Source organism: Streptomyces sp. NPDC050161 (assembly GCF_044460025.1).
Lineage (GTDB): Bacteria > Actinomycetota > Actinomycetes > Streptomycetales > Streptomycetaceae > Streptomyces.
In genome coordinates this window covers 304,091-321,632 of record NZ_JBITJM010000007.1, presented here as the reverse complement: position 1 = coordinate 321,632, position 17,542 = coordinate 304,091, and the positions used below count along the sequence as shown (strand labels likewise).

The 17,542-nt window shown below is 72.1% G+C and carries 16 protein-coding genes; 13 read left to right on the top strand and 3 right to left on the bottom strand.

The features are described from left to right. Nucleotides 1-915 precede the first annotated feature (915 nt). The 10 genes from rpe to ACIBK8_RS15730 all read left to right on the top strand — a co-directional run bounded on the left by rpe (nucleotide 916) and on the right by ACIBK8_RS15730 (nucleotide 11,459). Nucleotides 916-1,596 carry a ribulose-phosphate 3-epimerase gene (rpe, locus tag ACIBK8_RS15775; RefSeq protein WP_393687749.1) on the top strand — a complete coding sequence of 227 codons (681 nt, stop codon included), beginning with the start codon at nucleotides 916-918 and terminating at the stop codon, nucleotides 1,594-1,596. 202 nt (nucleotides 1,597-1,798) lie between these two features. After that, nucleotides 1,799-2,788 (top strand): sugar-binding transcriptional regulator, encoded by a 990-nt coding sequence (locus ACIBK8_RS15770; protein ID WP_399042389.1) that lies wholly within the window; start codon nucleotides 1,799-1,801, stop codon nucleotides 2,786-2,788. Nucleotides 2,789-2,878: 90 nt separating this feature from the next. Continuing rightward, nucleotides 2,879-3,349 (top strand): ribonuclease domain-containing protein, encoded by a 471-nt coding sequence (locus ACIBK8_RS15765; RefSeq protein WP_399042365.1) that lies wholly within the window; start codon nucleotides 2,879-2,881, stop codon nucleotides 3,347-3,349. Further along, nucleotides 3,346-3,789, top strand: coding sequence for a barstar family protein (locus ACIBK8_RS15760; protein ID WP_399042364.1), 444 nt, complete (start codon nucleotides 3,346-3,348; stop codon nucleotides 3,787-3,789). The genes ACIBK8_RS15765 and ACIBK8_RS15760 overlap by 4 nt, the downstream gene beginning before the upstream one ends. Before the next feature lie 119 nt (nucleotides 3,790-3,908). Continuing rightward, nucleotides 3,909-5,372, top strand: a complete 1,464-nt coding sequence (locus tag ACIBK8_RS15755) for a GuaB1 family IMP dehydrogenase-related protein (protein WP_399042363.1) — start codon at nucleotides 3,909-3,911, stop codon at nucleotides 5,370-5,372. A 383-nt stretch (nucleotides 5,373-5,755) separates the two neighbouring features. Next, a complete protein-coding gene (locus tag ACIBK8_RS15750) occupies nucleotides 5,756-7,228 on the top strand; it encodes an amino acid permease (protein ID WP_399042362.1) in 1,473 nt (490 codons plus the stop codon). A 10-nt stretch (nucleotides 7,229-7,238) separates the two neighbouring features. After that, on the top strand, nucleotides 7,239-7,694 hold the full coding sequence (locus ACIBK8_RS15745; RefSeq protein ID WP_393687758.1) for an Lrp/AsnC family transcriptional regulator: 456 nt from the start codon (nucleotides 7,239-7,241) through the stop codon (nucleotides 7,692-7,694). A gap of 118 nt (nucleotides 7,695-7,812) precedes the next feature. Continuing rightward, nucleotides 7,813-8,757, top strand: coding sequence for a LysR family transcriptional regulator (locus ACIBK8_RS15740; RefSeq protein WP_399042361.1), 945 nt, complete (start codon nucleotides 7,813-7,815; stop codon nucleotides 8,755-8,757). A 107-nt stretch (nucleotides 8,758-8,864) separates the two neighbouring features. Beyond that, nucleotides 8,865-9,674 carry a carbon-nitrogen hydrolase family protein gene (locus ACIBK8_RS15735; RefSeq protein ID WP_399042360.1) on the top strand — a complete coding sequence of 270 codons (810 nt, stop codon included), beginning with the start codon at nucleotides 8,865-8,867 and terminating at the stop codon, nucleotides 9,672-9,674. Between the two features lie 93 nt (nucleotides 9,675-9,767). Then, nucleotides 9,768-11,459: a flavin monoamine oxidase family protein gene (locus ACIBK8_RS15730; protein ID WP_399042359.1), complete on the top strand. Its 1,692-nt coding sequence runs from the start codon at nucleotides 9,768-9,770 to the stop codon at nucleotides 11,457-11,459. A gap of 27 nt (nucleotides 11,460-11,486) precedes the next feature. On the opposite strand, the gene ACIBK8_RS15725 is transcribed toward ACIBK8_RS15730, so the two are convergent. Both ACIBK8_RS15725 and ACIBK8_RS15720 read right to left on the bottom strand, forming a co-directional pair. Beyond that, the gene (locus ACIBK8_RS15725) at nucleotides 11,487-12,419 is read right to left on the bottom strand and encodes a TIGR03619 family F420-dependent LLM class oxidoreductase (RefSeq protein WP_399042358.1); all 933 of its coding nucleotides are present in this window, start codon (nucleotides 12,417-12,419) and stop codon (nucleotides 11,487-11,489) included. 73 nt (nucleotides 12,420-12,492) lie between these two features. Beyond that, nucleotides 12,493-13,134 carry a DUF5995 family protein gene (locus tag ACIBK8_RS15720; RefSeq protein WP_399042388.1) on the bottom strand — a complete coding sequence of 214 codons (642 nt, stop codon included), beginning with the start codon at nucleotides 13,132-13,134 and terminating at the stop codon, nucleotides 12,493-12,495. A gap of 295 nt (nucleotides 13,135-13,429) precedes the next feature. Here ACIBK8_RS15720 and ACIBK8_RS15715 point away from each other — a divergent pair, with 295 nt between their 5' ends. From ACIBK8_RS15715 to ACIBK8_RS15705, 3 genes are all read left to right on the top strand, one after another. Then, a complete protein-coding gene (locus ACIBK8_RS15715; RefSeq protein WP_399042357.1) occupies nucleotides 13,430-13,882 on the top strand; it encodes a phospholipase in 453 nt (150 codons plus the stop codon). 241 nt (nucleotides 13,883-14,123) lie between these two features. Beyond that, on the top strand, nucleotides 14,124-15,509 hold the full coding sequence (locus ACIBK8_RS15710) for a uracil-xanthine permease family protein (RefSeq protein ID WP_399042356.1): 1,386 nt from the start codon (nucleotides 14,124-14,126) through the stop codon (nucleotides 15,507-15,509). Nucleotides 15,510-15,746: 237 nt separating this feature from the next. Then, entirely contained in the window at nucleotides 15,747-16,235 is a 489-nt protein-coding gene (locus tag ACIBK8_RS15705) for an acyl-CoA thioesterase (RefSeq protein WP_399042355.1), read from the top strand. Nucleotides 16,236-16,265: 30 nt separating this feature from the next. Here the strand turns inward: ACIBK8_RS15705 and ACIBK8_RS15700 are convergent, their stop codons facing one another. Continuing rightward, nucleotides 16,266-17,522, bottom strand: a complete 1,257-nt coding sequence (locus ACIBK8_RS15700) for an MFS transporter (protein WP_399042354.1) — start codon at nucleotides 17,520-17,522, stop codon at nucleotides 16,266-16,268. Nucleotides 17,523-17,542: the final 20 nt, after the last annotated feature.

Sequence of the window (17,542 nt, the reverse complement as noted above, 5' to 3'; positions counted from 1 at the left end):
CGCCACCACCCCCACCGCCTCCGCCCCCACCGCCGCCGGCCGCCCCCGGTCCGCCGCCGCCCCACAGATACATGGTCACCGACGTCACCTTCGCCGGAACCGTGAACGTGCCGCTGCCGGTGAACGCCATCTGACCCGCCAGGCGAGGGGCCCGCAGATCTTTGGCACTCGCCGCTCCTGCGGAAGAGGGCGCGGCCAGGACACCTGCGGTGGCGGCCAGGACGACCAAGGCCGCAGACAGCGCGGGAAGCCGGCGCGGCACCTTCGAGACGGTGGACGATGACAACGCTGTTCTCATGGGCTCTTCTCCCTGCTACGAAGCTGCTTCGACTGTGCGGCGGTGGCGCGGTCGCCCCGGACGAAGCCCGCCGGCATGCCGATCACGAACCACAGACCGCGAAGGCTTTCGGGGATATGAGGTCTCTGCACGTTCCTGAGGGCGCCTCGCTGCCCTGAGGCCGCGAGGGCAGCGGGCCGGTCGCGCCTTCACACGGATGTGATGGGTCCATGCCCAGGACGGCACACGCACACCCTGCCGCCACCCGTCAGGGGAACGGCGCATCGATGCGAAATCCCCGGAAACCCGCGCCCAGCGCACACCGGCCCCACCAGCACCCGGCTCGGGCGCGCACAGACACGACAGCGCTCCCCGCCGAGGCTCTGCTTCCACGGTCCGCTCGGACGGTGTCAACGGCCTTGTGGGCAGCGTGTGTTGCCCGGTGCGTCCGGACGTCGGACGGTGGTGCCGAGGGTGCCGGGCGCGTGGATCGGGCCGGGGAAGGGGGCAGGGGAGGCGCAGGGAAGGGTGGGGAAGCGGATCCGCCTCGCGCGTCGGCCCCGGGGCAGTCGGAAGCGGGCGGAAGGGGCCCGGGAGCCCGCTGCGAGGTGGCCGCTCGGGCAGGCCATACTGGGTGCATGGCCTTGATCAACCCCAGCATCCTGTCCGCGGACTTCGCCCGGCTCGCCGAGGAGGCGAAGGCGGTCGAGGGCGCCGACTGGCTTCATGTCGACGTCATGGACAACCACTTCGTACCGAACCTCACGCTCGGCGTGCCGGTCGTCGAGTCGCTCAGCAAGGCGACGGACACCCCGCTCGACCTGCACCTGATGATCGAGGACCCGGACCGCTGGGCGCCGCAGTACATCGAGGCGGGGGCGGGTTCGGTGACCTTCCACGCGGAGGCCGCGGCGGCGCCGGTGCGGCTGGCGCGGGAGATCAGGGCGCAGGGCGCGCGGGCGTCGATGGCGCTCAAGCCGGCCACGCCGATCGAGCCGTACGAGGATCTGCTGCCCGAGCTGGACATGCTGCTGATCATGACGGTGGAGCCGGGATTCGGCGGCCAGGCGTTCCTGGACATCATGCTGCCGAAGATCCGGCGGACCCGTGAACTGATCTCGCGGCACGGCCTTGAGCTGTGGCTCCAGGTGGACGGCGGGGTCTCGGCCTCGACCATCGAGCGGTGCGCCGAGGCGGGCGCGGACGTGTTCGTGGCGGGCTCCGCGGTCTACGGCGCGGACGATCCGGCCAAGGCGGTCCGTGACCTGCGCGAGAAGGCCGACGCGGCGACGGCGGCGAGCTGGGGCTGCGCCCACTGATCCGGCGGGCGGGGCGCGTCCGCCTCGTCCCGCTTCTTTCATCCTTGCCCCGCTCCCGGTTGTCCACGGCGCCACCCCGCGTTCACACCCAAGGGGTGGTCGTGGTCCCCGTCGGCCCCGGGTTTCTGAAAGGATGAGCAAAGACTCGATCAGATGCGCAACAGGGGAGATTTTCGTGGTAGCCAGCCGCCCGCAGTCCGGTATGGGCCCCGCCGAGCTGGTGCAGGCCGCGGCCATGGCCCGCCGCTTCTATCTGGAGAGCAAATCGAAGATCCAGATCGCGGAGGAGTTCGGCGTCAGCCGGTTCAAGGTCGCCCGGGTGCTGGAGACGGCCCTGGAGCGTGATCTCGTACGGATCGAGATCCGGGTGCCGTCCGAGCTGGACGCCGAACGCTCCGACGCGCTGCGGGCCCGCTACGGCCTGCGGCACGCGGTCGTCGTCGAGTCGCCGGCCGACGCGTCCGAGGACGCGGCCGACCCGGAGAACCTCGGCGAGGTCGCGGCCGACCTGCTCGGCGAACTGGTCGCCGAGGGCGATGTGCTGGGCCTGGCCTGGGGCCGGTCCACCATCCACATGGCGGCGGCCCTGCACCGGCTCCCGCCGTGCACCGTCGTCCAGCTGACCGGCGTGTACGACGCGGGCACCGCCGACCGGGGTTCGGTCGAGGCGGTGCGCCGGGCGGCCGACGTCTCCGGGGGTGAGGCGCACCCGATCTACGCGCCGATGCTGCTGCCGGACTCGGCGACCGCCGCCGCGCTGCGCGGCCAGACCGGCATCGCCAGGGCCTTCGACTACTTCGACAAGGTCACCGTCGCCTGCGTCTCCATCGGCTCCTGGGAGCCCGGTGTGTCGACCGTCTACGACATGCTGGGCGAGGACGAGCGCGAGCACTACGCCTCGCTCGGCGCCGCCGCCGAGATGTCCGCGCACCTCTTCGACGCCGACGGCCGCCGGATCGGCCGCGATCTGGGCGAGCGCTGCATCACGGTCGAGGCGGACCGGCTGCGCCGCATCCCCGAGGTCGTCGCCATCGCGGGCGGCCGGCGCAAGGCGGCGGCGATCGGCGCGGTGCTCCGCTCCGGACTGGTGACGAGCCTGGTCACGGACACCGCGGCGGCCGACCACCTGCTGCTGGAGACCGGCCCCGGGCCCCGCCCCGCCCTGGACCGCGCGGACCCCGACGGGGCGTGACGCCGGGCCGGAACGGCGGATCGGGGCGGCGGGTACCGCGCCGCCGCCACCGGCGCGCAGCACGGCCACCGCTGTGACAGCATCGGCGCCATGATGATCCGTTCCGCCCCACGTACGGCCACCGCCGTCATCGGTGCGCTCCTCGCCGGTCTGCTGCTGGTCCTCACGGGATGTTCGACGGGCGGTGCGGGCAAGGGGAGTTCGGGCGCGCCGGGACCTGCCGGTACGGCCGCCTCCGCCACCCGGTCGCCCGGCGCCTCCGGCGCACCGTCCTGGGCGCACGGCATGCCCGTCGTCCCCGCGTCGGGACTGCCCAGCCAGGCCAGGGACACGCTCCGGCTCATCGACGCGGGCGGGCCCTTCCCGTACCCGAAGGACGGCACGGTCTTCGGCAATTACGAGCGGCTGCTGCCCCGCCAGACGCGCGGTTACTACCACGAGTACACGGTCCGTACCCCGGGATCGCGGGACCGCGGCGCGCGCCGGCTGATCACCGGTGACCGGCACGAGACGTACTACACGGACGATCACTACCGGTCCTTCAAGGCGGTGCTCCGATGACGGGTTCCGTGCCGGTGCCGCTGGTGGCGGTGCTCGACGGCAGCACACCTCCCGGGGTGCTGTCCTGGCCCGCCGAGCGGCCGGTCGCCGACGCGCTGGCCGCGGCGGCCGAAGCGGGCTGGAGCGGCGCCGCGCTGGATCTCGAAGGCGCCGCCGACAAGGCGGAGTTCCTGGACCGCTGCGCCCGCGCGCTGCGCTTCCCCGACTGGTTCGGCGGCAACTGGGACGCGCTGGCCGACTGCCTCACCGATCTGTCCTGGTGCCCGGCGGGCCGTGGCCGGCTGCTGGTGGTCACCGGCTGGCAGTCCTTCGCCGCCGCCGCTCCGCAGGATTGGAGTGTGGTCGAGAACGTACTCGCCGACGCGGTGGCGTACTGGCGCGGCACGGACACCGGACTCGCCGTGATCCTGGCCAGAGGCCCGTCGCGGCGGGAGCGCTGAGAGCGGTGTCCCGGGGCGCGGACGGCGGCGCGAGCGGCCGTTTGTCGCATCGCACAGGACGCCCCGACGAGTAGTCGGATGATCGCATCACTGCAGGTGGTGACCCGTATCCTGGCGGTATGCGATTCCTGAACCCGAAGAACGGTGCCCTCGAAGAGTGTTCTTCGGTGCCGTACGACCTGACGTACGACGACGTGTTCATGGTGCCCGGCCGCTCGGCCGTGGGCTCCCGGCAGGGCGTGGATCTGTCCGCGCCGGACGGCAGCGGCACCACCATTCCGCTGGTGGTCGCCAACATGACCGCGATCGCCGGCCGCCGGATGGCCGAGACCGTCGCCCGCCGCGGCGGGCTCGTCGTCATCCCGCAGGACATCCCGATCGACGTCGTCACCGAGGTCGTCACCTGGGTCAAGCGCCGGCACCTGGTCCTGGACACGCCCATAGTGCTGTCGCCGATCGCGACCGTCGCCGACGCCCTGTCGCTGCTGCCCAAGCGGGCGCACGGCGCGGGCATCGTCGTCGAGGGCGGCCGGCCGGTCGGCGTGGTCACCGAGCACGACCTGGCGGGGGTGGACCGCTTCACCCAGGTCGCCGAGGTCATGAGCCGGGACCTGCTGGTCCTGGACGCGGACATCGACCCGCGGGAAGCCTTCAACCGCCTGGACGCCGCCAACCGCAAGCTGGCCCCCGCGGTCGACGCGGACGGCATGCTCGTCGGCATCCTCACCCGCAAGGGCGCCCTGCGCGCGACCCTCTACACCCCGGCGACGGACGCCGACGGCAAGCTGCGCATCGCCGCCGCCGTCGGCATCAACGGCGATGTGGCGGGCAAGGCGAAGGCGCTGCTGGCCGCCGGTGTGGACACCCTCGTCGTGGACACCGCGCACGGTCACCAGGAGTCGATGATCAGCGCGGTCAAGGCCGTACGGGCGCTGGACCCGCAGGTGCCGATCGTGGCCGGCAACATCGTCGCCGCCGAGGGTGTGCGCGACCTCATCGAGGCCGGCGCGGACATCATCAAGGTCGGTGTCGGCCCCGGCGCGATGTGCACCACCCGCATGATGACCGGCGTCGGCCGCCCGCAGTTCTCCGCGGTGCTGGAGTGCGCCGCCGAGGCCAGGAAGTACGGCAAGCACGTCTGGGCCGACGGTGGCGTACGGCACCCGCGTGACGTGGCGATGGCGCTGGCCGCCGGTGCCTCCAACGTCATGATCGGCTCGTGGTTCGCCGGCACCCTGGAGTCGCCGGGCGACCTCCAGCACACCGCCGACGGCCGTCCGTACAAGGAGAGCTTCGGCATGGCCTCGGCCCGCGCGGTGCGCAACCGCACGAGCGAGGAGTCGTCGTACGACCGGGCCCGCAAGGCACTGTTCGAGGAGGGCATCTCCACCTCGCGGATGTTCGTCGACCAGGCGCGCCCCGGCGTCGAGGACCTGATCGACTCGATCATCGCCGGTGTCCGCAGCTCCTGCACCTACGCGGGCGCCGCCTCGCTGGCGGAGTTCGCGGAGAAGGCGGTGGTCGGCGTGCAGAGCGCGGCCGGCTACGCCGAGGGCAAGCCGCTGCACGACAGCTGGAGCTGATCAGCGGCGCCCCGTACCCGCATGGCGCAGGCCCCGCACCGGAGCGATCCGGTGCGGGGCCTGCCGCATGTGCGGGGCCTGCCGGGGCGCCCCGCTGTCCGGCGGGCGGTACGGCGTACGGCCGCCGTACGATCGGACGGTGGGCGCGCAACGAACGACCGCCCGCCGCTCCGGTGCGCAACGATCGTCCGTGGTTGCGCAAGGAACCTGCATTACGGCAGGTCAGCGCCTGGCCGTAAGGTCAAGCGCTGTACGTGGAGTGGCGGGGACCGCCTGCTCGGCGGTCTCCTGCTGCGGGGTGTTTCGTCGCGCCCGCATGCCGACCGCTGCCCGGTCGCCGTCATCCGGACCATCTGACCGGCAGCGATAAAGGAGCCACCCCAGTGTTGGACCACGGCGCAGCCCCACCCGCAGGGGACAGCGACCCACGGCGGCCCTCCTCCGGGGGCCTCGGCACCCGGCTGATGCGGCGCAAGCCCGTCGAGCGGCTGGTCGCCGAGGGCGGTCAGGGTGAGGGCGGCACGCTCCGCCGCACGATGGGCATGTGGCAGCTGACCATGATCAGCATCGGCGCCACGCTCGGTACCGGCATCTTCGTGGTCCTCGGCGAGGCCGTCCCCAAGGCGGGGCCCGCCGTCATCATCGCGTTCGTCATCGCCGGCGTCACGGCCCTGTTCTCCGCCCTGTCCTACGCGGAGCTGGCCGGCACCATCCCGGTGTCGGGGTCGTCCTACTCCTACACGTACGCCACCCTCGGCGAGCTGGTCGCCTGGGTCTGCGGCTGGTGTCTGATCCTGGAGTACGGCGTCTCGGTCGCGGCCGTCGCGGTCGGCTGGGGCCAGTATCTGAACGAGTTCCTGGCCGGCACGATCGGGGTCACCATCCCCGACGCGCTCTCCCAACCGCCGGGCCACGGCGGCATCTTCAACCTGCCGGCGCTGCTGGTCGTGCTGCTCGCGATGGTCTTCCTGCTGGGCGGCGCCAGGGAGAGCGCCCGCGCCAACACGATCATGGTCGCGGTGAAGATCGTCGCGCTGCTGCTGTTCTGCGGCGTCGCCCTCCAGGGCGTGAAGTCCGGCAACTACCGGGACTTCATGCCGATGGGCATGGCGGGGGTCAGCGCCGCGGGGGCCACGCTGTTCTTCTCGTACATCGGCTTCGACGCGGCCTCCACGGCGGGTGAGGAGGCCAAGAATCCGCAGCGCGACCTGCCGCGCGCGATCATGCTCTCGCTGGTGATCGTCACGACGCTGTACTGCCTGGTCGCCGCGGTGGCCGTGGGCGCGCTGCCCTGGAAGAAGTTCGTCGGCTCCGAAGCCGCGCTGGCCGGCATCCTCAAGGACGTCACGGGACAGGACGTCTGGGCCGTCCTGCTGGCCGCGGGCGCCGTCGTCGCCATCGCCAGCGTCGTGCTCACCGTGCTCTACGGGCAGACCCGCATCCTCTTCGCGATGTCCCGGGACGGCCTGGTGCCGAAGGTGTTCTCCAAGGTGCACGCGAAGTCAGGCGCCCCCCGGGTGAACACCGTCATCGTCTCGCTGTTCTGCGGGGTGCTCGCCGCCGCCGTGCCGCTCGGTCAGCTCGCGGACGCCACCAGCATCGGCACCCTCTTCGCGTTCGCGCTGGTCAACGTCGCGGTGATCGTGCTGCGCCGTACCCGGCCCGACATGAAGCGCTCCTTCCGTACGCCGCTCTCGCCGCTCTTCCCGGCGATCGGCTTCGTGCTGTGCGTCTACATGATGGGCAGCCTGGGCGTCGTGACCTGGGTGGTCTTCGGCATCTGGATGGCCGTCGGCCTTGTGGTCTACTTCGGTTACGGCTTGCGCCGGTCCCGATTGGCCACGGCAGAGAAGTGATCCACCCGCAGTGCGACTGAACGACCTCGACGAACGTATCGTCCACGCCCTCGCCGAGGACGCCCGGCGCAGCTACGCCGACATCGGCCAGGAGGTCGGGCTCTCGGCGCCCGCCGTCAAACGCCGGGTGGACCGGCTGCGGGCCGAGGGCGCCATCACGGGATTCACGGTACGGGTCGACCCGGCGGCGCTCGGCTGGAAGACCGAGGGCTACATCGAGCTGTACTGCAGCCGCAACACCTCGCCCGAAGCGATCCACCGCGGCCTGTCGCGCTATCCGGAAGTGGCGTCCGCCTCCACCGTCACCGGCGAGGCGGACGCCATCGTCCAGGTCTTCGCGGCCGACATGCGCCACTTCGAGCGGGTACTGGAGCGGATCGCCGGCGAACCGTTCGTGGAGCGCACCAAGTCGGTGCTGGTCCTCTCGCCGCTGCTGCGCCGCTTCAGCTCGGGTACGCCGGGCTGAACCCGCAGGTCACGGCCGCGGCGACCCCGAAGATCCCGGCCGCGGCGCCACACCTGGGAAGCTGGAGCCCCACCGGAACGGCCGGAACGATCTCCAGGACAAGGGGGGCCGCCACCCGATGACGCGCGACCCGCACATCGACCTCAATCTGCTGACCGCACTGGACGCCCTGCTCGAAGAGGAAAGCGTCGCCGCAGCCGCCGACCGGATGGGGCTTTCGGGGCCCGCCATGAGCCGCACCCTCGGCCGTATCCGCCGCGCCCTGGGCGATCCCGTCCTGGTCCGCGCCGGGCAGCAGATGGTGCCGACGCCGCGTGCCCTGGAGATCCGCGCCGAGGTGCGGCGGCTGGTCGAGGCGGCGCACGGGGTCTTCGCGCCGCCCGCGCCGGTCGACCCGGCACAGCTCGACCGGATCTTCACGATCAACGCGAACGACCTGCTCATCACCACCGTCGGTCCCGGCCTCGTCGCCCGCATCGCCCGCGAGGCGCCGCAGGTGGTGCTGCGCTTCATCGGCGAGAGCCACGTCGATCTGCCGCTGCTGCGCGACGGCGCCGCCGACCTGGAGCTGGGTGTCATCGACAGCCGCGAGCCCGAGGTCGTGACCGAGCCGCTGTTCGCCGACCACGGGGTCGCCGTGGTGCGCGAAGGCCACCCGCTCACCGAGGCCCGCCTCACCGCCCGCCGCTTCGCCGACGCCCCGCACCTCAACTTCTCCCGCCGCGGCCGGCTCACGGGACCGATCGACGCGGCCCTCGCCGACCTGGGGCTGCGCCGCCGGGTGATCGCCACCGTCCCGACCTTCGCGGCGGCGCTGCTGATGGTGCGGGACAGCGACGCGGTCGGCCTCTCCACCGAACGGCTCGGCGCCGTGGCGGTCCGGGGCCTCGGACTGCGGACCCTGGAGATCCCGCTCGGCCTCCCACCGATGCCGATGGCCATGGCCTGGCATCCGCGGCAGGACGCGGACCCGGGACACCGCTGGCTGCGCGGCCTGGTACGCGAGGTGATGACGGCCGCTGCCGGTGCGCCCCCGCAACGAATCGCCGCTGAGCGGCCGTAACGCGCAACGAATCGTCCGTCGACGCGCAACGGTGCCGCCTTGTCCCCGGTGATCAGCGGCCCGTACCGTCAAGGCGTCCCACCAGAACCGTCCCGCCGAGGGGTCTCATGTCGTCGCTGCGCACCGCCCTGCTCCAGAGTTCGGGCACGCCGGGCGATACCGCGCACAACCTGCGGATCCTCGATGACGCGGCGCGGGACGCGGCGGCATCCGGTGCCGGACTGCTCGCCTGCCCCGAGATGTTCCTCACCGGCTACGCCATCGCCGACGGCGTCCACCGGCTCGCCGAGACCGCCGACGGCGCGAGCGCGGCGGCCGTCGCCCGGATCGCCGCCGACCACCGCCTCGCGATCCTCTACGGCTACCCCGAGCTCGACCCCGACCCCGGCAGCGACGCGGTCTACAACTCCGCCCAGCTGATCGGCCCGGACGGCGCCCGGCTCGCGAACTACCGCAAGACACACCTCTTCGGCTGTTTCGAGCGCGAGTGGTTCACCCCCGGCGCGCAGCCGGTCGTCCAGGCGGAGCTGAACGGCCTCCGGATCGGCCTGCTGATCTGCTACGACGTGGAGTTCCCCGAGAACGTCAGGGCGCACGCGCTGGCCGGCACCGATCTGCTGCTGGTGCCCACCGCGCAGATGCACCCCTTCCAGTTCGTCGCCGAATCCGTCATTCCGGTGCGCGCCTTCGAGAGCCAGATGTACGTCGCGTACGTCAACCGGGTCGGCGCGGAGGGCGAGTTCGAGTTCGTCGGACTCAGCTGCCTCGCCGGTCCTGACGGCGTCGTACGCGCCCGCGCGGGCCGCTCGGAGCAGCTGGTGCAGGCCGAGGTGGACGCCGCCTTCCTCACCCGGTCGCGGTCGGAGAACCCGTACCTCGCCGACCGGCGCCCCGGGCTCTACGGCTCGCTCGCCTGACCGCAGCCCCGCACCTCACCACACCCTTCCGGGCCGCCGCCCGCACCCACCTCCCGCCTGCCGTCCGACCTGCCCGCAAGGAGTCCGTACCCGATGACGTCCACGGTGCCCACCGCAGCCCACCACGCGGATGCCCAGCCGCCGATCACCATGTTCGGCCCGGACTTCCCGTACGCCTACGACGACTTCCTCGCGCACCCCGCGGGCCTCGGCCAGATCCCGGCGACGGAGCACGGCAAGGAGGTCGCGGTCATCGGCGGCGGCCTCTCCGGCATCGTCACCGCCTACGAGCTGATGAAGATGGGCCTCAAGCCCGTCGTCTACGAGGCGGACGAGATAGGCGGCCGGCTGCGGACCGTCGGCTTCGACGGCTGCGACCCGTCGCTGACCGCGGAGATGGGCGCGATGCGCTTCCCGCCGTCCTCCACCGCCCTCCAGCACTACATCGACCTGGTGGGCCTTGAGACCCGGCCGTTCCCCAACCCGCTGGCGCCCGACACCCCGTCGACCATCGTCGACCTCAAGGGCGAGTCGCACTACGCCCGTACGGTCGACGACCTGCCCGAGGTCTACCACCAGGTCATGGACGCCTGGAACGCCTGCCTCGAAGAGGGCGCCGACTTCTCCGACATGAACCGGGCGATCCGCGAGCGGGACGTCCCGCGCATCCGCGAGATCTGGTCCCGCCTGGTCGAGAAGCTCGACAACCAGACCTTCTACGGCTACCTCTGCGACTCCACCGCCTTCAAGTCCTTCCGGCACCGGGAGATCTTCGGCCAGGTCGGCTTCGGCACCGGCGGCTGGGACACCGACTTCCCCAACTCCATCCTGGAGATCCTGCGGGTCGTCTACACCGAGGCCGACGACCACCACCGCGGCATCGTCGGCGGCAGCCAGCAACTGCCGCTGCGCCTGTGGGAGCGCGAGCCAGGCAAGCTCCTGCACTGGGCGCAGGGCACCTCGCTCGCCTCGCTGCACGGTGGCACGCCGCGCCCCGCGGTGACCCGGCTGCACCGCACCGCGGGCAACCGCATCACCGTCACCGACGCCGACGGCGACATCCGCACCTACGAGGCGGCCGTCTTCACCGCGCAGTCCTGGATGCTGCTGTCGAAGATCGCCTGTGACGACGCGCTGCTGCCCATCGACCACTGGACGGCGGTGGAGCGCACCCACTACATGGAGTCGTCCAAGCTGTTCGTCCCCGTCGACCGGCCGTTCTGGCTGGACACCGACGAGGAGACCGGCCGGGACGTGATGAGCATGACGCTCACCGACCGGATGACCCGCGGCACCTACCTCCTGGACAACGGACCCGACGAGCCGGCCGTCATCTGCCTCTCCTACACGTGGTGCGACGACAGCCTCAAGTGGCTGCCGCTGAACGCCAACGAGCGGATGGAGGTCATGCTGAAGTCGCTGTCGGAGATCTATCCCAAGGTCGATATCCGGCGGCACATCATCGGCAACCCGGTGACCGTCTCCTGGGAGAACGAGCCCTACTTCATGGGCGCCTTCAAGGCCAACCTGCCCGGCCACTACCGCTACCAGCGGCGCCTGTTCACCCACTTCATGCAGGACCGCCTCCCCGAGGACAAGCGTGGCATCTTCCTCGCGGGCGACGACATCTCCTGGACGGCGGGCTGGGCCGAGGGCGCCGTCCAGACCGCCCTGAACGCGGTGTGGGGCGTGATGCACCACTTCGGCGGCAGCACCGACGCCGCGAACCCGGGCCCCGGTGACGTCTACGACGAGATCGCGCCGGTCGAACTCCCGGAGGACTGACACCAGGGGCGGCCCCTGTGGCCGCCCCTACAGCCCGGCCGCGCGTACCCCCGCGTACAGTTCGGCCGCCTGATCGGCGAGTTCGCCGCCGTCGGCGCAGTGCGTCTGGAGGTCCAGCAGCACCTCCTGCGCCCCGGCCCGCTCGGCCTCGGCCAGATCCTGCACGATCTGGTCGAGGCTGCCGCTGTACGGGCGGCGCCCGGCGGCCGGCAGCGGCGCGCCGGTCGGCTCCGCCTCGACCCGCAGACAGACCGCGATCTCCGCCGCGTCCCGGCCGTGCCGCTCGGCCGCATCCGCCAACTTCCGCCGCTGGAAGGCCAGTTGCTCACCCGTCAGGTGGGCAGGAAGCCAGCCGTCGGCCCGCCTGGCCACCCGCTCCAGGGCCCGGCCGCCGGCCGCCGCCAGATACACGGGGACCGGCCGGGCGGGTTTGGGCCCGACGTCGGACGGCGCGATCTCGGCGTAGCGGCCCGAGTACGCCACCGGATTCCGGCCCCAGACCGCGGCGCAGACGTCCAGCAGCTCGTCCAGCTGGGCCCCGCGGTCGGCGAAGCCGGTGACCTTGGCCGCGCGGTACTCGTCCTGCGACCAGCCGGTCCCGAATCCGGCCAGCACCCGGCCGCCGCTCGCCGCGTCGAGCGTCGCGAGCGTACGGGCCAGCGGGAACGGCGCGTGCAGCCCGGAGACCAGCACGCTGCTGCCCAGACGCACCCGGCGGGTGACGGCGGCGGCCAGCGACAGCGTCACCAACGGGTCGGCGCAGGAGTGGTAGTGGTCGAGCCAGGGGACACCCGCCGTGCCGTAGAGGCCGTCCAGCGGCGCACGCGGAAGCAGCGCCCGCTCGTAGACCCACACACTGTCGTATCCGGACCGTTCCGCGGTGCGCGCCACCTCCAGCACGTCGTGCCCGGGGTCGTACTGCGCCATCTGGGGCAGCCCCAGTCCCAGCCGTAGCGTCATGGGCGCACCCTACGGCGGCGGTCCGTCCGGCGGAACCGGCGCGGCCGTGCGCCGCGCGGCCGGTGCGGAAGGCTCAGCCCAGCGGCGTCAGCAGGCAGCGGCCCACCAGGCCGACGCTCGCGTCGAGCCGTTCGGCGAACTCGTCGGCGAACTCCGGCAGCCGGCGTGCGCCCCACAGCATCCGGGCCGCGGCCCAGGCGCCGTCCCTTGCCATCTCCAGGCTCCAGGAACCTGCCAGGTGGGTGAGCGGATCGGCGATGTCCAGGAGGTCGGGTCCTGGCATCAGGCGTTCCCTGATCCGCTCCTCAAGGCCGGTCAGGACCGTGCCGACGCGGTCGAAGTCCCCTTCCAGGTGGGCCGGTTCACAGCCCAGGGCGTGGCAGGTGTCGACCACGGCGAGCGCCAGGTCGTGCCCGATGTGGGCGTTGATCCCGGCCAGCGCGAACTGGAGGGGACGCACGCCGGGATGGCGTCTGAGCTGGAACAGCGGACGCCAGCAGGCCGGGGTGGGCAGCCCCGTGGCGGCGGCGTCCACCGCGGCGAAGTACCGCCGGGCGAACCGCAGATCCAGCTCGCCGGCGGCCGACGGGTCCTGGAATCCGCCGCCCCCGATCCGCCGGTCCACCTCTTCGGTGACCGCGAGGTACACGCCGTTGAAGACGGCCACCCCGTCGTCGGCGGGCAGCGCGGCGTCCAGCGCCCGCATCCGCGCCAGCGCCTGTGCCGCGCCGCCGGCCGCGTCGGCGGGGAGCCGCCGCGCCCGCTCCGCCCTGTCCGACGGGCTTTCGCCGCCGCACTGCTGAGTAGTCGTCACCGGCTCAGCGTGGCACCTTGCGTGTGAACAATGCGGAGAGCCGTGTGGCTTTGACCGGATCGGGGTAATAACCGGCGCGCCCTCTTGTGGCTTTCGGCCGTTCAGCGAGCGCAACAGACCTTTGAGAACCGCATACTTTCGGCGTCCCGGGAAGCGTTCAACGGACAACGCGGCGCCGAATTCCGGAGGTTGCAGTATGTCCCGAAGACTCGCCGCCGCACTGACCGCCCCCCTCTTCGGCCTGAGCGCGATGCTGGTCGCCGCCGCTCCCGCACAGGCCGTACCCGCCGACAAACCCCGGGTCCTGAAGACCTGGACGGAGACCGGAGCGTCCAGCTACACCACCTGGGTGGCGGCTCGCGGAAACCAGTCGAAATGGTCCGCGTACGGATTCGACTGGTCCACCGACTACTGCTCAAGTTCACCCGACAATCCCCTGGGATTCCCCTTCCAGATCTCCTGCGCGCGGCACGACTTCGGGTACCGCAACTACAAGAAGTCGGGTGGCTTCGCGGCGAATAAACCGCGGCTCGACAGCGCGCTGTACGCGGATCTCCGGCGTGTGTGCCTGCGCTACTCGGGCGCGTCGAAAGTCTCCTGCAATGCGCTGGCCTGGACGTACTACCAAGCCGTGAAGAAACTCGGCTGAACGGGACGGCGGGGGAGCCCGAAGCGGGCGGCGGGTCGCTGCCGCGCTTCCCGCCCCCGCCGTTCGCTCCGCCCCGGCCACGACGTCGCGCCGCGGCCTCCCCGTGCCGTCGGCCGGTGATCCCTAGCAGCTCACGGGCGCCGGAAACACCCTCGGGTTCGGTTTGTCCAGAAGCAATCGTTCGACTATGAATCACCTCGGCTCTGTGACGTGCAGGGCGTCGCGGATGTGGAGTGTGATCATGGCTGGTTTCGGGTGGAAACTGCACGGAGACGGGCGTCACCTGGAGCCGGGGGAGGTGGTTAAGCCCGGCGAACGCCTCACCTGGGGGCGGACGATCGGGCTCGGCGCCCAGCACGTGGTCTCGATGATCGGGGCGTGTTTCGTCGCCCCGGTGCTCATGGGCCTGGACCCCAGCCTCGCCCTCATGGCGTCCGGCGTCGCCACCGTGCTGTTCCTGGTGATGACGCGCGGACGCATCCCCAGCTACCTGGGCTCCTCCCTCTCGTTCGTGGGAGTCTCCGCGGTGATCGCGGGCCAAGGGGGTGACGCCGGCACCCTGACCGGCGCGATGCTCGTGGTGGGCGCGTGCCTGGCAGGCTGCGGCATCGCCATCCACGTCCTCGGGCCACGGGTCATCCACGCGGTGCTGCCGCCCACGGTGACCGGCGCCGTCGTCATGCTCATCGGCTTCAACCTCGCGCCCGTCACCGCGTCCACCTACTGGCCGCAGGACCAGTGGACCGCGCTCGCGACGATGCTCTTCACCGGCCTCGCGCTCGTCGTCCTGCGGGGCTTCTGGTCGCGCATCGCGATCTTCCTGGGCCTGGTCTTCGGCTACGCGCTGTCCTGGGTGCTCGACCGCATCGCGGGCCCGATCCACTCGGTCAACGGCGCGGGCAAGCTGACCGACCACTGGCGGATCGACTTCTCCGGCGTGGCCAAGGCCGACTGGATCGGCGTCCCCACCTTCCACGCCCCGAACTTCTCGGCGTCCGCGATCCTGGTCGCGCTGCCCGTACTGGTGGCCCTGGTGGCGGAGAACGCCGGGCACGTCAAGGCGGTCGGCGAGATGACCGGCGATCCGCTGGACGACAAGATGGGCATGGCGATCGTCGCCGACGGCACGGCCACGGTCGTCTCGACGGCGGTGGGCGGCCCCGCCACCACGACCTACGCCGAGAACATCGGTGTGATGGCGGCGACCCGCGTCTACTCCACCGCGGCCTACACCGCTGCGGCGGGCTTCGCCGTGCTCTTCGGCCTCTGCCCGAAGTTCGGTGCGGTGGTGGCCGCGATCCCCGGCGGTGTGCTGGGCGGCATCACCGTCATCCTGTACGGGATGATCGGCCTGCTCGGCGCGCAGATCTGGGTGCGCAACAAGGTGGACTTCACGGTGCCGCTGAACCTCATCCCCGCGGCGGCCGGCATCGTCATCGCCATCGGCGGCGTCTCGCTGAAGTTCACCGACACCTTCGAACTGAGCGGCATCGCTCTCGGCACGCTCGTCGTGCTCACCGGCTACCACGCGCTGCGCTGGCTCTCCACCGCGGCCGGTCAGCGCCGTACGCCCCTCCTCGACGCGGGGACCAGTGATGACGACGGATCCGCGGGCAAGGACGGCTGAGGCGTTCCGCGGTCCCCGGCGCGGCGGGGACCGCGGAGGCGGCGTGGCCGGGCCGGGGTCGCGGACGTCCCGGGCAAAAACATTCTGAGCAGCCGCTTACGATGGTTTCGTTCTGTACTACTTGCACCACCCGTACCCACGGCTGCGTCCGCCGGCCGGCGAGCTGTGCCTCACCGGCCGACGGCGTTCCGCGCGCCCCGCACGGCAGCCGTACCGAGCACTTCAGGAGCACCACCCGTGAGCGTCGAACCCCGCCAGGCCGCGAGCCCCGTCCCCTACGGGCAACTGGTCCCCGTCACCGTCCACTTCGACGACCTCGACGCGCTCGGCATGCTCCACAACTCCCGCTTCCCGCTGCTGGCCGAGCGCGCCTGGGCCGCGTACTGGGAGGGCCACGGCTTCACCTTCGACGGCGACTGGTCGGCCGCGGGCGACATGTGCAACGTCATCAAGGAGATGAAGATCTCCTACGAGCGCCCCGTCACCGGCGCCGGCCGCTACGCCGCCCACCTCTGGGTCGAACGCGTCGGCCGCACCGGCCTGACCTACGGCTTCCGGATCTGCTCGGCCGACGGCACCGAGACCTACGCCAGGGGCCACCGCGTCCTGGTCCGCGTCGACCCGCAGGCGCTGCGCCCCACCCCCTGGTCGGACCGTGCCAGGACGATCGCCACCGGGCTGCTGTGGAGCCCGGAGCCGTCCGAAGCGGCCGACGCCGCGGCGTGACGGAAGGCGGACGCCGGTCCCGGAGGGCGCTCAGGCCCGCCCCGCACCGCCGGCGTCCGCCGTCCCCCGGCTGCCGTCCGCCGTCGTACGGCCCGGCAGCCGCAGCACCCGCGCCCCCACGATCAGGCCCGCCGCCAACACCGTGACCAGCGTGAACGACGCCGTCAGCGAGGTCGCCTGGGCGATGCCGCCGATCGTGGAGGGCGCGATGAGGCCCGACGTGTAGGTGATCGTCGCGACACCGGCGATGGCCTGGCTGGGGGCGGGGCCGCTGCGCCCGGCCGCCGCGAAGGCCAGCGGTACCACCACGGCGATACCGAGCCCGATCATCGCGAACCCGGCCAGCGCCATCGCCGGCTGCTGTGCCGCGACGACCAGCAGGCCGCCCGCGGTGGCCAGCGCGCCGCCGCCCCGCACGGTGCGTACCGGGCCGAACCTGGCCACCACCTTGTCGCCCGCCAGCCGCACCGCCGCCATCGTGCAGGAGAAGGCGGTCGTGGACGCGGCGGCAAGACCCGCGTCGGTGTGCAGCACGTCGCGCAGGTAGACCGCCGACCAGTCCAGGCTCGCCCCCTCGGCGAACACCGCGCAGAACCCGACGGCACCGATGACCAGCGCCGCCTTCGGCGGCAGGGTGAAGCGCGGCGGCGGGTGCGCGTCCGGGGCGCTGCGCAGATCCAGCACCCCGCCGCAGGCGGCCGTGCCGATGACGGTCAGGACCAGCGCGGCGACGCCCAGATGCAGCCGGGCGTCCGTCCCCGCGTGCGCGGCCACCGTGCCGGCCGCCGAACCGAGCAGCGCGCCCACGCTCCACATCCCGTGCAGCCCCGACATGATCGGCCGCCCCAGCCGCTCCTCGGTCTCCACCCCCAGGGCGTTCATCGCGACGTCCGCCATCCCGGCGCTCGCGCCGTACACCAGCAGCGCGCAGCACAGCGTGATCAGGCCGGGGGAGAGGGCGGGCAGGATCAGCGCCAGGGTCCACAGGGCCAGCAGCCCGCGCAGCGCGGTACGGGCTCCGAAGCGGTGGCTGATCCGCCCGGCGAGCGGCATCACCAGGGACGCGCCGATCGCGGGGAAGGCCAGGGCGAGGCCGAGTTGGCCGGTGCTGATGCCGACGTGGTCCTGGATCCACGGGATGCGGGTGGCGAAGTTGCCGGTCACCGCGCCGTGCACGAGAAAGACCAGGGCGATGGCCCAGCGCGCGCGGCGCAGCGAGGTGCGGGGGTTTTCGTCCGAGGGACGTGGGGGCGGATGGGTCGCGTCACAGACGTCATGGCCGGCCATGCGCCGTAAACTATCAGGAA